This is a genomic window from Paraburkholderia sediminicola, from assembly GCF_902859805.1.
GTDB classification, from domain to species: domain Bacteria; phylum Pseudomonadota; class Gammaproteobacteria; order Burkholderiales; family Burkholderiaceae; genus Paraburkholderia; species Paraburkholderia sediminicola.
In genome coordinates this window covers 219,206-233,523 of sequence record NZ_CADIKC010000007.1, presented here as the reverse complement: position 1 = coordinate 233,523, position 14,318 = coordinate 219,206, and the positions used below count along the sequence as shown (strand labels likewise).

Here is a 14,318-nt window from a genome sequence, read left to right as displayed (position 1 = left end):
CCAGCACGGCTAGAATCGCGATCGACGGCGGTACTTCATTTCCACAAGAAAAAAGGAGACACCATGGCTAGTCCCGCAAATCCGCTCCACCATCCCGGCGCGGGGGCGCCACCTTCCACGTTCGAAGAAGCGACCTATCGCAAAGTCAGCTGGCGGCTCGCGCCGCTCCTGATGCTCTGCTACGTGGTCGCGTATCTCGACCGCGTCAACGTCGGCTTCGCCAAGCTGCAGATGACCACCGACCTGGGCTTGAGCGACGCGGTCTATGGTTTCGGCGCGGGGATTTTCTTCGTCGGCTATTTCATCTTCGAAATTCCGAGCAACGTGATCCTGCACAAAGTGGGTGCGCGGGTGTGGATCGCGCGGATCATGGTGTCGTGGGGCGTGATCTCGATGCTGACCATGTTCGTCACCACGCCGGCCATGTTCTACGTGATGCGCTTCCTGCTCGGTCTCGCCGAAGCGGGCTTCTTCCCCGGCATCATCCTGTATCTCACGTACTGGTATCCGGCGCACCGCCGTGGCCGCATGACCACCTGGTTCATGACGGCAATCGCGTTGTCCGGCGTGATCGGCGGCCCGGTGTCGGGCTACATCCTGAAGAGCTTCAACGGCATGAACGGCTGGCACGGCTGGCAGTGGCTGTTTCTGCTCGAAGGGATTCCGTCGGTGATCGTCGGGGTCCTGGTGTTCGTGATGCTCGACGACCGCGTCTCGAAGGCGAAGTGGCTCACCGCGGAAGAGAAGGAACTGCTCGAGCGCCAGGTGTCGGCTGAAGAAGCCACCAAGCACGATATGCCGATTCGTCAGGTGCTCTCGAGCGGCCGCGTGCTGATGCTGAGCCTCACGTACTTCTCGTTCGTGATGGGCCTCTATGGCGTGAGCTTCTGGCTTCCGACCATTATCAAGGCGACCGGTGTGACGGACGCATTCATGATCGGCATCCTGTCTGCGATTCCGTTTGCCGCGGCGGTAGTCGCAATGGTGTTCGTGTCGCGCAGCGCGGACCGCAAACGCGAGCGGCGCTGGCATATCGCATTGCCGGCCTTCGCCGGGGCGATCGGCCTCGTGCTCTCCGTGGTGTGGGCGCACAACACGGTGCTGGCGATGGCCTCGCTCACGCTCGCGACCATGGGCATTCTGACCACCCTGCCGCTGTTCTGGAGTTTGCCGACGGCGATCCTCGCCGGCACGGGCGCGGCCGCCGGCATCGCGATGATCAACTCGATCGGCAATCTCGCGGGCTTTCTCAGCCCGTACGCGGTCGGCTGGCTGAAGCAGGCCACTGCCGCGAACGACTCTGGCATGTATATGCTGGCGGCATTCATGATCCTCGGCGGCCTGCTGGCGATCAGTGTGCCGGCGAAGATGGTCAATAAATGAGGCGGCTCGCTTCGTGACGTGAGGCTGGAAGCGCCGTCAAACACCGCTCGTTACGAGGCTTGAGTCATGAGTCATGAGTTGCGGGGCACGAGCCCCGGCTGACGTTTCACGCAATGCGCGTCACGCGTCGCGCCACCAACGAAAAAGCCCCCGGCATCCATCGAAGCCGGGGGCTTTTTTTATCTACTGCAGCGCCCAATCAAACAAGTGCCGCAGCGCTCAACGCATCAAACGATATTCATCGCCAACGCGCTCTCGCGATAGTGCTCGCTCGCTTTGGCGGAATCGCCGATCTGTTCATGCAAACGCGCCAACGCGCGATGCGAACGAATTTTCAGCGTCTCGTTGTCGGCCAGTTTCAGTGCACGCTCGAGGAACGACTGCGCCTTGCCCCACAACTGCTGATGCAGGCACAAACGGCCCAACGCAAACATCAAGTCCGCATCTTCCGGGCGATCCTTTTGCCAGCCTTCGGCCTTCTGGATCAGCGGCAACGCGTCGCCGCCCGTCGTGTCCGGATAACGGCGCAGCAGACGCGCGTCCCAGTTCTGCGCCAGCGCTTCTTCGACGATCTTGCGCGCTTCCTGCGGACGATTCAGCGCTACCAGCAGTTCAGCGGCGAGATCGGCGAGACGCGGCGAATGACGCTCGGTCGCCGACAGCGAATTCCACAACTCCAGCAGCGCATCGGCGTTATGACGCCGGTCGCGCAGCAGGTTTTCCGCCGCAAGCTGGCGCAAACGCACCGCCACTGCCGGATGGATCGCCTCGCGTTTTTCCAGCGTTTTGACGAGCTTGAGCACTTCGCCCCAGTTCTTCAATTGCTGTTGCGCACGCAACGTGATCTGCTGCGCGTGGATCCGCCGAGCGCCCTGCGACTGCATTTCAGTCAGCGCGGCGAGTGCGCCGTCCGCGTCGCGGCCGTCGGCACGCATGTCCGCGGTGGCCATCAGACGGGCGTCCTGCCAGTCGGCTTCGTCGATCTGGGCGAGCCACTCGTCGCGCCGCGCATATTCATGCATGCGGTGCGCCGCGGTAGCCGCGATCAAACCGGCCGCGCCCTTGTTGTCGCCATTCGTGAGCGAATCTTTCGCGGCCTTTTCCGCGCGCGAGAAACGCCCGGCGTACAGATTGCCGATCGCGTCACGCAATGCAGCGTGCGCCTTCGCGACACGCGAGCGCGCACGGTAGGCAGCCACGCGTTGCGGCATGCGCCAGATGTTGCGCACGATGCGCAGCAGCGCGTACAGCAGGATGAACAGCACCACCAGCCCGACCACAAACAGATTCAGCGAGATGTCGACACGGTACGGCGGATAGATCAGCAGCACCTGCCCCATATCGAAGCGTCCGACCACCGCCAGCACCACCGCGACGGCGAACAGCAACGCGAGCCATAGAAGTCCCCGGATTGCCATGATTAACCTCGGCTCCGGTATTGATTGACGGCCTGCAGGCTGGTGTTCAGATTCGGCAACTCAACCGCGGCCGAGCCCGCATCCACCTGCTTGACCAGATCGACTACGGTCTGCGTTTTCTTCGACGTGTTGTCGAAGTAGCGCGTGAGCGCAGCCTGCGCCGCCTGCAGGTCCGACTTCAGCGTGGTCTGGTTGCGCGAGAGCAGCGCCAGCCGCGCCGACAGCAAACGAAGCTTCAGATTTTCGCGTACGAAATAGCCTTGATCGGGCGTGACGAGCATGGCGTCGGCATTGTCGATTCGGCGCACCTGCACGAGACTGGTGAGTTGCTGACCAATGCCCGTCGTGACTTCACGCCACCACACTTTCCAACGCGGCTCGCCCGTGGCCGCCGCCACCTTCGCCGTATCCGCCCACGTGGCGGCCTTCGGCGTAGCGTGGGCAATCGGGGCTTCGCCGGAGAGCGGCAGGTTGTCGACCTGGTCGATCGCGTTGTCGAGCTTGATCGCCATACCCGTCAGATCCGTGGACGGCGCGGCCTTCAGCTTGTCGATGTCTTGCGCGATCGCCTTGCGCACGGTCACGGCCTGCGGGCTATCCGACGCGGCGAGACGCGTGTCCGCGCTTTGCAGCGCGAACAGCGCGAGCTGCGTATTGCCGGTGAGCTGCAATTGCTGGCTCGCGGCCGACAGCATCTGGCCGACTTCGGCCATCGTCCAGTCGTCGCGATTGCGGGCGAGATCGGAGTATTGCTGTTGCAGCGCCTGCTGCGCGGTCTGCGCATCGGCGAGCTTGCCTTCGAGTTGCGCCACCTGCGAGTCGGACTGATGCACCGTGGCCAGCGCCTGGTCCGTCTTGACGCGCAAGTCGTTAGTCTGCGCGTCGTTCGCCTGCTGGCGTTGCACGAGCTGCTGCTCGGTGCGCTCCACCTTGCGATTGAGCGCATAGCCGCCCACCCCCGCCGCACAAGCGATGATCACGACGACAAACCACAGCAGCGGTCCGCTCGCGCTGCGGCGCGTTTGCTGCGCTTCGTAGGGCGTGAAGGGTGGATTCGGCGGCAACGCAGTGGTTGCGGCCGGCTGGGGTGAAGCGTTCGTGGATGCGTTCGTTTCAGTCATGCGTGATTTAGCCGGTGAATGAGCCGGGTTGGACGGTACCGGTTGAACAACGGTCGGGACGGCGGCAAGCAAGGCGCGGGCAATACGCTCATCGCCCGCGCCGGACACCGTAATGCTATCAAAACCCAATGCCCGCGCGGTCTGCGCGATACGGGGATGCGGCGTGACCAGATCGGCGTGCTTCAGTTGCGTGATTTCGTCGGCAGTCAGATGCTCCTGCGCGAGTTCGTACAGGTTGCGCACGCCCTCCGAACTGGTGAGCAGCCAGGCGTGCGGCGCACCGGCTAGCAGCGCGTGCACACGCGCCCAGCCGCCGATCGACGGTTCCGGCACGAGGCGGCGATAGGCCGCGACCGTTTCGACTTCGGCGCCCGCCTCGCGCAAGCGGTCAGCGAGCCATTCTCGGCCGCCGTCGCCACGCACGATCAGGACGCGCTTGCCTTCGAGGCTCGTCGCGCCGAGCGCGGTATCGATCGCCGCGAACAGGCCTTCGGAATCGAAGCGCGCCGTATCGTCGTCGGGGACGGACGGCGGGCTGATGATGGTGTACGCCGGCGCCGCGACGCCGTGGCGCGCCAGCGCCTGCACGCTGCCTGGTCCGACTACGCCGATCGGCAGCGCATGCGGCCAGATTGCATCGCTCCTGGCAAACGCGTGATCGACCGCGTTGGGCGAGACGAAGACCACCAATGCATAGCGTTCCAGCGAGGCGAGCGCTGCGCGCAACGGCGCTTCGTCGGTCACAGGTGCGATGTCGATCAGCGGAAAGTCGAGCACGGCAACGCCCGCTGCCGCAAGTTGCGCGATTAATTCGTTCGACTGACCGGCCGGTCGCGTAATCACGACCGTGTACGCCGCCTTGTCGACGGATGAGGATGCGTTGCCCGGGATATCGGCCGCCATCACTCGCCGGTCGCCGCGCTGTCCGCCGACCCGGCGGCGGGGCCGCTGGCCGTGCTCAATGCGCGGACGATTTCCATCGCACCTTGCTGCTCGAGCGCGTTCGCCACTTCCTTGCCGAGCGCCACAGCGCGCTCGACAGTGGGCGCCGGCGCCGATGCCTGCGCGCTCAAGACACGCCGGCCGTCAGGCGTAGCGACGATGCCGCGCAGATGCAGCGCGCCGTCGTGCCAATGCGCATAGGCCGCGAGCGGCACTTCGCAACTGCCGCCGAGGGCGCGCGAGACCATCCGCTCCGCTTCGACGGCCGCTGCCGTATGTTCGTGATGCAACGGTGCGAGCCATGCCGCGAGGTCCGCGCGATCCGCGCGAATCTCGATGCCGAGCGCGCCCTGACCTGCCGCAGGCAAGCTGTCTTCCGGGTCCAGATTCGCGCGGATGCGCTCGCCGAGACCCAGACGCTTCAAACCGGCAGCCGCCAGAATGATCGCCGCATAGTCGCCGCGATCGAGTTTCGACAGACGGGTGTCCAGATTGCCGCGCAACGGGCGCACCACCAGGTGCGGATAACGCACGCGCAGCATAGCTTCGCGGCGCAGGCTGGAGGTGCCGACCACGGCGCCGGCCGGGAGCGCTGCAAGCGAGTCGTACTCGTTCGACACCAGCGCGTCGCGCGGATCTTCGCGCTCCATGATGGTTGAGAGCGCAAAGCCCGCGGGCAGCTCCATGGGCACGTCTTTGAGCGAGTGCACGGCCAGGTCGGCGCGGCCGTCGGCCAGCGCCGCTTCCAGTTCCTTGACGAAGAGGCCCTTACCACCAACCTTCGACAAAGTGCGATCGAGAATTTGATCGCCACGTGTTGTCATTCCGAGGATTTTTACGTCACAAGATGGATATAATTTGTGCAGCGCACATCGCACATGCTCCGCCTGCCACATGGCAAGGCGGCTTTCTCGCGACGCAATCACAAGCGTGTGGGGTGGCGTAGAAAACGTCTCGGTGTTCATTAGCTTGCTGATCGAATGACGGGATGTAATAACAATCAATGTTAGCACGCGCCCTTGTGTCTCAAGGCACAGCGGAGCGCCGTGCCGACGCGGTATCGATGGAGGAGACGGGCCTCGCACAGCGCGCGCCTGCCTCATCCCAGCCTGTTCAAGCACGGTCGTTCGCGCACCGGGGCTCGGCATGCGGGATGATGCAATGCGGCGCAACGTGGCTGTCGTGCATGCAACGCACGTCACACACCTCGTGCGCTCCATGCAAATGGGCACGCGGCTCCCCTCTCCGGCGTATTGCCATCGCCGCATACCGGTTTGTCCAGGTTTCGCGCAGTTCACGTTGCAACTCTTTGTGCAGTTCCGCAGTAGCAGTTCATCACTCAACAGACCCTGGCTTCCCTGAGGAAACCCATCGTGACGTCTTCCGGATCGGCGCGCCCTGCCCGCCGCAACACTGCATCGCCCAACGCTCAAGCGGCTGACGCCGCAACGGCTGCCCAGTCCACACCGGCCCAACGCGCCGGCAAAACTGCCAAGGCAAGCCAGGCCGCCAACGTCGCCAAAACCTCCAAATCCGCCAAAGCCTCCACGCCCGCCAAGGCGGACAAGACAGTGAAGGCCGTCAGGACAGGTAAGGCGACGCAAGCCGCTAACGCCGCCCAGACGCTGAAACCGGCCAAGGCGAAGTCCCCGAAGATCAAGGCAGTCGCGAGCTCAGCTGCGTCGGAAGCCACTCAGGCGCCCAAGCTGCAAGCCGTTTCGCCGGATACGGTCGTGCCCGCCGCGAAAAGCGGCGGCCGCACGCGGGAGGACAAGGACCATCCGCTGTTCCAGGACATTCGCTATCTGGGCCGCCTGCTCGGCGACGTGCTGCGCGAACAGGAAGGCGACGCGGTATTCGACGTCGTGGAGACGATTCGCCAGACCGCCGTGCGTTTTCGCCGCGAAGACGACAGCGCCGCCGCGCAAACGCTCGACAAGAAACTACGTTCGCTGAGCCCGGAGCAAACGGTCAGCGTGGTGCGTGCGTTCAGCTACTTTTCGCATCTTGCGAATATCGCGGAAGACCGCCACCGCAATCGCCGTCACCGGATTCACGCGCTGGCCGGTTCGACATCACAACCGGGCACCATGGCGCACGCGCTCGAACGACTCGTCGAGGCAGGCGCCGCCGCAACACCGGTGCTGCAGCAGTTCTTCAACGAAGCGCTGATCGTGCCGGTCCTGACCGCGCACCCTACCGAGGTGCAGCGCAAGAGCATTCTCGACGCGCAGCACGACGTCGCGCGTCTCCTCGCCGAACGCGATCAGCAACTGACCGACCGCGAGCGCGCGCATAACGAAGCGATGCTGCGCGCACGCGTCACGTCGCTGTGGCAAACGCGCATGCTGCGCGATTCGCGCCTTTCCGTGGCCGACGAAATCGAAAACGCGCTGTCGTACTATCGCGCCACCTTTCTCGAAGAAATCCCGGCGCTCTACGCCGATATCGAAGAAGCGCTCACCGAGCACGGCATCGACGCGCGCCTGCCGCCGTTCCTCCAGATGGGCAGTTGGATCGGCGGCGACCGCGACGGCAACCCGAACGTCACGGCCGAAACGCTAGAGAACGCGATCACCCGCCAGGCCGCGGTGATCTTCGAACACTATATGGAGCAGGTGCACAAGCTGGGCGCCGAGTTGTCGGTATCGAACCTGCTCGCGGGCGCAAGCGACGCGTTGAAAGAACTTGCTGCCGCCTCGCCCGACCAGTCGCCGCACCGCACGGACGAACCGTATCGCCGGGCGTTGATCGGCATGTACACGCGACTCGCGGCAAGCGCGCGCGTGCGTCTCGGTGAAGGCAGCGTGCCGGTGCGCAGCGCGGGCCGCGGCGCGGCGCCGATACGCGCGATACCGTACGGCGACTCCGCCGAATTCGTGCGCGATCTGCACGTGCTGATCGATTCGCTCGCCGAGCATCATGGCGCGCCGCTCGCGGCACCCCGCCTGTCGCCGCTCGCGCGCGCCGCCGAAGTGTTCGGCTTCCATCTGGCGAGCATCGACTTGCGTCAAAGCTCCGACATCCACGAAGCGGTGATCGCCGAGTTGATGAAGCGCGCGGGTGTGGAAGACGACTACGCGTCGCTCTCCGAAGAAGACAAGCTCAAGGTGCTGCTCGCCGAGCTCTCGCAGCCGCGCCCGTTGCGCCTGCCCTACGCCGAGTATTCCGATCTCGTGAAGAGCGAACTCGGCGTGCTCGAAGAGGCCCGCGTCACGCGCGAGAAGTTCGGTGCGCGTGCGGTGCGCAACTACATCATTTCGCACACGGAAACCGTCAGCGATCTGGTCGAAGTGATGTTGCTGCAGAAAGAAACCGGCCTGCTGCACGGCCGCCTGGGCGACGCGCACGATCCGGCGCGCGCGGGCTTGATGGTGATCCCGCTGTTCGAAACGATCCCCGACTTGCGCAACGCGCCGCACATCATGCGTGATCTGATCGCACTGCCGGGCGTCGACGCACTGATCGAACATCAGGGCAACGAGCAGGAAGTGATGCTCGGTTATTCGGACAGCAATAAGGACGGCGGCTTCCTGACGTCGAACTGGGAGCTGTACCGCGCCGAGCTGGCGCTCGTGTCGCTGTTCAATGAGCGCGGCGTGACCCTGCGCCTGTTCCACGGACGTGGAGGCACGGTAGGCCGCGGCGGTGGTCCGACGTATCAGGCGATTCTGTCGCAACCGCCGGGCACCGTCGACGGCCAGATCCGCCTGACCGAGCAAGGCGAAGTGATCGCCAGCAAGTTCGGCAATCCGGAAATCGGCCGGCGCAATCTGGAGACGGTGGTGGCCGCGACGCTCGAAGCCTCGTTGTTGCCGCACGGCATTGCGCCCGCGCAATTGCCCGCCTTCGAAGAAACGATGCAGCAATTGTCCGACGCGGCGATGGCGTCGTATCGCGCGCTGGTCTACGAAACGCCGGGTTTCAAGGAGTATTTCTTCGAATCGACGCCGATCTCGGAGATTGCCGAGTTGAACATTGGCAGCCGTCCGGCTTCGCGTAAATTGCAGGATCCGAAGCAACGCAAGATCGAAGATCTGCGCGCGATTCCGTGGGGTTTTTCATGGGGCCAATGCCGTTTGCTGCTGACCGGCTGGTACGGTTTCGGCAGCGCGGTGGCCGCACATCTGGACAGCGCGCCGAGCGATGCCGAGCGCACCCGCCGTCTTGCGCTGCTCAAGAAAATGCACAAGACGTGGCCGTTCTTCGCGAACCTGCTCTCCAACATGGACATGGTGCTGGCGAAAACCGACCTCGCGGTGGCTTCGCGCTACGCACAGCTCGTGTCGGACAAGAAGCTGCGCAAGCATGTGTTCGAGCGGATCGTCGCGGAATGGGAGCGGACGTCGAAGGTGTTGTCGGAGATCACCGGCAAGAACGAACGGCTCGCGGAGAATCCGCTGCTCGCGCGTTCGATCAAGAACCGCTTCCCGTATCTCGATCCGTTGAATCACTTGCAGGTCGAGTTGCTCAAGCGTCACCGCGCGGGCGATACCAACGCACGCGTGCGGCGCGGGATTCATTTGAGCATCAACGGGATTGCGGCGGGGCTGCGTAATACGGGCTAAGACGGGCTAAGCGGCTACCCGGCGGGCCTGCACTGAAATTGAAGCCGGTTGCGGATCAGTTCGCCGTGACCGGCTTCGGCATTTCCCGCGGCGCGATGTTGAACTTGATTTCAGGGTTGTCACGCGTGCGCTTTGCCTGGTCGATTGCCTCCTGCTCCGCCGCCGCTCTCCTGTCAAGATTGCCGCTTGCCTCCTGTGACGCTCTTACCGCAGCGCTATCTTCCGTGATCGTGGGCCGCTTCGAGCCGTACGGTGCGCTCCTCGGATCCGAGGCGATTGCACGTGGCATCGTCGTGCCGTTCCGGCTGTAGAACTCCTGGTTGGTTTCCGCTGCGGCACAAAGAGACAGCGTTGCCAATGAGATGGTCACGACCTGTTTCAACATTTCAATAACACTCCGGATAGCTAAGCAATCCGGAGCGTATCACGGTGTTCATGCCCCGTTATTTCGGGATGTTTGTCTCAGCAACGAAGCCGTAGAACAGTAATGGCTTACGGCGTTTTCCTCATTGCGCAGCGATCATCAGCGCGTCGAGCTTGAACGAGCCGTCTGCCTGCACGTCGAAATACTGGCGCACTTCATCGGGCGAGTTGCTCCACAGCGAGCGAATCGCCACCACGCGTGGCTCCGGCGTGCGCATGCGCGCCACCCACGAACTGAACTCAATTTCAATGCGCCAACGCTCGCGAATCGATGCCTTGAAACCGGCCGCTTCGAACAATGCAATCCATTCGTCCGCGCGGTAGTCGCGGATATGCGAGCCGTCGCGCAATACTTCGATTGCCTGAATATGCGTGTCGAGCAACGGATGATCGGCGCCGGCGATGTCGATGAACAGCACCTTGCCGCCCGGCTTCAACACGCGCCGCACTTCGGCCAACGCGAGCGGCACGTCGTGCCAGTGATGCGCGCTCATCCGGCTGATGATCCAGTCGAACGAATGATCGTCGAACGGCAGCGTTTCGGCCGCACCCTGTTGCGTGTGGATGTTGCTCAGGCCGCGATCTTTGGCCGCGCCGTCAACGGTTGCGAGCATTTGCGGCGCGATGTCGTACGCGACCACTTCTTTTGCGTGCGGCGCGACAGCAAAACTCGCGTGACCTGCGCCACAACCCATATCGAGCACCTTCGCGTCCGGCGTCGCGGCGATCGATTCGGCCAGCGTCTGCAGATCGGCGCCGGTGGCATGCGTCTGACTCGTCAAATACGCGGCGGCGGTCGAGCCGAAGGCGTCGGCGACCTGATCGTGATGCTTCATGGAAGGCTCCGGTTAGGTACGTGGGGTTGCGCCGGGCTTGGGCCCGGGTCTTTCTGGACGGCGCTGCGTCGTTCCAGTCGTTACAATAGAGCCCGCCGTGTACCAGTACAAGTTAAGCAATTATTCTGGTATCAATAACACCACCCCGCCAAGCGCCATCCAACCAGAATGACCACGCCGTCCTCCGCCGACAATCCGCCGCCGCTCGAAGCCACGCCCGCCCGTGCACTTGGCGATTTCATCCGTGCGCATCGCGAACGGCTCTCGCCCCAGGCGCTCGGTCTGCCGCCCGGCCCGCGCCGCCGCACGCCCGGCTTGCGTCGCGAGGAAGTCGCGCAACTGTGCGGCGTCAGCCCGACCTGGTACACGTGGATCGAACAGGGCCGCCCCGTCTCCGCCTCCGCCGACGCGCTGGCGCGGATCGCCGTCGCGCTGCAACTGTCGCGAGCGGAACGGGCTTATCTGTTCGAGCTGGCCGCCCAGCGCGACCCGGCCGAACCCGATCCGGCCGCCGCCGACGCGCCCGCCACGCTGCTTGAAACGGTGCAACTTGTGAACGCGCCGGCTTACGTGCTCGACCGGCAGTGGAATGCGCTCGCCTGGAACGAACGCGCCGCCGACCTGTTCGTCGGCTGGCTGGACGGCACGCACGACCGCAATCTGCTGCGCTACACGTTCACCGAGCCGGCCGCGCGCGAGCTGATCGTCGACTGGGAAACGCGCGCGCGGCGCCTCGCCGCCGAATTCCGCGCCGACTCGATTCGCCATCTGAACGACGCCCCCACTCGCGGGCTGATCGACTCGCTCACCGCCGCCAGCGACGCGTTCGCCCGCTTCTGGGCCTCGCAGGACGTCGGCGGCCGCGAAGGCGGCCGGCGCGAATTCAACCATCCGCGCGACGGCCGCCTCGTCTACGACCAGATCACCTTCAAGCCCGCGCATCGCGAGGATCTGAAGCTGGTGGTGCTGGTGCGGGAATAGCAGCACGTTTGCCTGAACAGCCCTTGGGCGGGCGGCGTCTTTGATGCGCTCCGCCAGTGTTAAAATCTCTGTCTTTCGCTCGTTTCGGCGGCGCCTGCACCGTACGCAAACGCCGTCAGCCTCTTCATCGCTCGCTCAACTGCCGCTTAACTGCCCAACACCATGACGTCCCAACTGCACAAAAAAGGCGAAGCCTGGTCGGCTCGCTTCTCGGAGCCGATGTCGGAGCTCGTCAAACGCTACACGTCGTCGGTTTTCTTCGACAAGCGTCTGGCGCTCGTCGATATCGAAGGGTCGCTCGCGCACGCCTCGATGCTGGCCGCGCAGAAGATCATCGCCGCCGACGACCTCGCCGCGATCCAACGCGGCATGGCGCAGATCAAGGGTGAAATCGAGCGAGGCGAGTTCGAGTGGCAACTCGATCTGGAAGACGTGCACCTGAACATCGAAGCGCGCCTGACCGCGCTGATCGGCGACGCCGGCAAGCGCCTGCACACGGGCCGCTCGCGTAACGACCAGGTGGCGACGGATATCCGCCTGTGGCTGCGCGGCGAAATCGACCGTATCGGCGGCTTGCTGACGGAATTGCGCACGGCCCTGCTCGACATGGCGGAAAAGAACGCGTCGACTATCATGCCGGGCTTCACGCACCTGCAAGTCGCGCAGCCGGTCACGTTCGGTCATCACCTGCTCGCCTACGTCGAAATGTTTTCGCGCGACGCCGAACGCATGGTCGATTGCCGCAAGCGCGTGAATCGCCTGCCGCTGGGTGCTGCTGCTCTGGCCGGCACCAGCTATCCGATCGACCGTCATGCCGTGGCGAAGACGCTCGGCTTCGACGGCATCTGCGCGAACTCGCTGGACGCGGTGTCCGATCGTGACTTCGCGATCGAATTCACGGCAGCGTCGGCATTGATCATGACGCACGTGTCGCGCTTCTCCGAAGAGCTCGTGCTGTGGATGAGCCCGCGCGTCGGCTTCATCGATCTGGCCGACCGTTTCTGCACCGGCTCGTCGATCATGCCGCAGAAGAAGAACCCGGACGTGCCCGAACTGGCACGCGGCAAGACGGGCCGCGTGAACGGCCATCTGATCGCGCTGCTGACCTTGATGAAAGGCCAGCCGCTCGCGTACAACAAAGACAACCAGGAAGACAAGGAGCCGCTGTTCGACACCGTCGATACGGTCGCGGACACGCTGCGCATCTTCGCTGAAATGGTCGCCGGCATCTCGGTGAAGCCGCAAGCCATGCGCGACGCCGCATTGCAAGGCTTCTCCACGGCAACCGATCTCGCCGACTACCTCGTCAAGCGCGGCCTGCCGTTCCGCGACGCGCACGAAGCAGTGGCGCTGGCGGTTCGTGTGTGTGCCGATCGCGGCTGCGATCTGGCCGACCTGACGCTGGAAGAAATGCGTAAGGAACTGCCGAACGTCGCGCATCTGATCGGCGAAGACGTGTTCTCGTATCTGACGCTCGAAGGTTCGGTGGCGAGCCGCAACCATCCGGGCGGCACGGCGCCCGAGCAGGTGCTCGCGGCAGTCAAGGCTGCACGGGAAGCATTGAAGTAAGTTAAGGCCCGGCGCGCACGGGCGCGTCGAGCAATGCGTGCATGACGGCCTGCGTTGGTATCACGGCAAGCGCGAGGCAGCATGAAAACAAAGGCGAACTCATCGACGGGTTCGCCTTTTTTATTTTCGCGGCTGGATTGATTGCGCAAAGCGTCGCGCAAAAAAGAAAGCCCGCGCGAAGCGGGCTAAATGAAAGACTTCCACCGATGCCTCTCGAAAGAGGCCATCGAAGTGTAGGCGTGTTTTAGCCGAAGAGAAATCCGGCCATATTTCAGCCTGTTACAAGCGTTGGAATCGCACAGGAGCGGGTCAACGACAATTGCATCCTGGCGTTTTTTGACTACCATCAAGTTAGATCCTGTCACAGTGCTTACCTCGACGATGTCCACCTGCACACGTCACCTTCGCCGCCTGACTGGACGCTTCGCTTCAGGCGTTAGCGCATCCCTTTCGCATGCGCATAGCGCGGCTCCCGCGTTGACGGTGGCTTCGGCTTTAGCTCTCGCAACGCTCGCAACCCTCGCAGGCTGCACGATCACGCCACCTGATCGCCCGCTTGTCATCACGCCGCCGGCAGCCGTCAACAGTGCGACGCTCGACCAGTACCGCAGCGCGGTCGCGCAACGCATCATCGAACGCAGCCCTTCCTTTGTGTTGCGCGGCACGCCGCAAGCGATGCTGCGCTCGCTGGTGGTGGTGTCATTCACGGTAGATCGCGATGGCCGGGTGCTTCAGTCGTCGGTGTATCGCACCAATGGCGACGACGAAGCCGAAAGCACCGCGCTCGCCTCCTTGCGGCGCGCCTCGCCGCTGCCGCAACCGCCCGGCAAATTGCTGAACGGCCACGGTCAACTCGAACTGTTCGAAGACTGGCTGTTCAACGACAACGGCAAATTCCAGCTGCGCGAGTTCGCCTCGCCGCAAGCGCAGACCATCGACTGAACGCAACGTCTCACCCCATCTCCCGCCTGTTCCCCTGGCATGGCCGCTTTCGCGCGCAAGCGTTGACGGCTGACGGCTGACGTCCGCCGTTGTAAGCTGTCGCTTCATCGTCCGCGTCTCGCTCGCTTCGAACGC

General features: G+C 63.9%; 10 protein-coding genes. 5 read left to right on the top strand and 5 right to left on the bottom strand.

Features of this window, described 5'->3' with window-relative positions; all coding sequences use genetic code 11:
- Positions 1–63: 63 nt before the first annotated feature.
- Positions 64–1,383: an MFS transporter gene (locus tag R8871_RS24135; RefSeq protein WP_175052728.1), complete on the top strand. Its 1,320-nt coding sequence runs from the start codon at positions 64–66 to the stop codon at positions 1,381–1,383.
- A gap of 227 nt (positions 1,384–1,610) precedes the next feature.
- Here the strand turns inward: R8871_RS24135 and R8871_RS24130 are convergent, their stop codons facing one another.
- From R8871_RS24130 to hemC, 3 genes are read right to left on the bottom strand one after another with little or no spacing between them, the layout of a single operon-like run.
- Positions 1,611–2,801: a heme biosynthesis protein HemY gene (locus R8871_RS24130; RefSeq protein ID WP_175052727.1), complete on the bottom strand. Its 1,191-nt coding sequence runs from the start codon at positions 2,799–2,801 to the stop codon at positions 1,611–1,613.
- A 2-nt stretch (positions 2,802–2,803) separates the two neighbouring features.
- The gene (gene hemDX, locus R8871_RS24125) at positions 2,804–4,825 is read right to left on the bottom strand and encodes a fused uroporphyrinogen-III synthase HemD/membrane protein HemX (protein ID WP_175052726.1); all 2,022 of its coding nucleotides are present in this window, start codon (positions 4,823–4,825) and stop codon (positions 2,804–2,806) included.
- Positions 4,825–5,829 carry a hydroxymethylbilane synthase gene (gene hemC / locus R8871_RS24120; protein ID WP_175052725.1) on the bottom strand — a complete coding sequence of 335 codons (1,005 nt, stop codon included), beginning with the start codon at positions 5,827–5,829 and terminating at the stop codon, positions 4,825–4,827. The genes hemDX and hemC overlap by 1 nt, the downstream gene beginning before the upstream one ends.
- 408 nt (positions 5,830–6,237) lie before the next feature.
- Here hemC and ppc point away from each other — a divergent pair, with 408 nt between their 5' ends.
- Positions 6,238–9,432: a phosphoenolpyruvate carboxylase gene (ppc, locus tag R8871_RS24115; protein ID WP_175052724.1), complete on the top strand. Its 3,195-nt coding sequence runs from the start codon at positions 6,238–6,240 to the stop codon at positions 9,430–9,432.
- A gap of 55 nt (positions 9,433–9,487) precedes the next feature.
- Here the strand turns inward: ppc and R8871_RS24110 are convergent, their stop codons facing one another.
- Positions 9,488–9,817: a hypothetical protein gene (locus tag R8871_RS24110; RefSeq protein ID WP_175052723.1), complete on the bottom strand. Its 330-nt coding sequence runs from the start codon at positions 9,815–9,817 to the stop codon at positions 9,488–9,490.
- A 121-nt stretch (positions 9,818–9,938) separates the two neighbouring features.
- Positions 9,939–10,691, bottom strand: coding sequence for a class I SAM-dependent methyltransferase (locus tag R8871_RS24105; RefSeq protein WP_175052722.1), 753 nt, complete (start codon positions 10,689–10,691; stop codon positions 9,939–9,941).
- A gap of 168 nt (positions 10,692–10,859) precedes the next feature.
- On the opposite strand from R8871_RS24105, the gene R8871_RS24100 reads away from it, so the two are divergent.
- The 3 genes from R8871_RS24100 to R8871_RS24090 all read left to right on the top strand — a co-directional run bounded on the left by R8871_RS24100 (position 10,860) and on the right by R8871_RS24090 (position 14,183).
- Positions 10,860–11,672, top strand: a complete 813-nt coding sequence (locus R8871_RS24100) for a helix-turn-helix transcriptional regulator (protein ID WP_093643881.1) — start codon at positions 10,860–10,862, stop codon at positions 11,670–11,672.
- Positions 11,673–11,834: 162 nt separating this feature from the next.
- Positions 11,835–13,241, top strand: a complete 1,407-nt coding sequence (argH, locus tag R8871_RS24095; protein WP_175052721.1) for an argininosuccinate lyase — start codon at positions 11,835–11,837, stop codon at positions 13,239–13,241.
- 483 nt (positions 13,242–13,724) lie between these two features.
- Positions 13,725–14,183, top strand: a complete 459-nt coding sequence (locus R8871_RS24090; RefSeq protein ID WP_246287680.1) for an energy transducer TonB family protein — start codon at positions 13,725–13,727, stop codon at positions 14,181–14,183.
- Positions 14,184–14,318 lie beyond the last annotated feature (135 nt).

Excerpts from the sequence above, each read along its gene's own strand:
- R8871_RS24135 (WP_175052728.1), top strand. The coding sequence starts at position 64 with ATGGCTAGTCCCGCAAATCCGCTCCACCATCCCGGCGCGGGGGCGCCA.
- R8871_RS24130 (WP_175052727.1), bottom strand. The coding sequence starts at position 2,801 with ATGGCAATCCGGGGACTTCTATGGCTCGCGTTGCTGTTCGCCGTCGCG.
- hemDX (WP_175052726.1), bottom strand. The coding sequence starts at position 4,825 with ATGGCGGCCGATATCCCGGGCAACGCATCCTCATCCGTCGACAAGGCG.
- hemC (WP_175052725.1), bottom strand. The coding sequence starts at position 5,829 with ATGAACACCGAGACGTTTTCTACGCCACCCCACACGCTTGTGATTGCG.
- R8871_RS24110 (WP_175052723.1), bottom strand. The coding sequence starts at position 9,817 with ATGTTGAAACAGGTCGTGACCATCTCATTGGCAACGCTGTCTCTTTGT.
- R8871_RS24105 (WP_175052722.1), bottom strand. The coding sequence starts at position 10,691 with ATGAAGCATCACGATCAGGTCGCCGACGCCTTCGGCTCGACCGCCGCC.
- R8871_RS24100 (WP_093643881.1), top strand. The coding sequence starts at position 10,860 with ATGACCACGCCGTCCTCCGCCGACAATCCGCCGCCGCTCGAAGCCACG.
- argH (WP_175052721.1), top strand. The coding sequence starts at position 11,835 with ATGACGTCCCAACTGCACAAAAAAGGCGAAGCCTGGTCGGCTCGCTTC.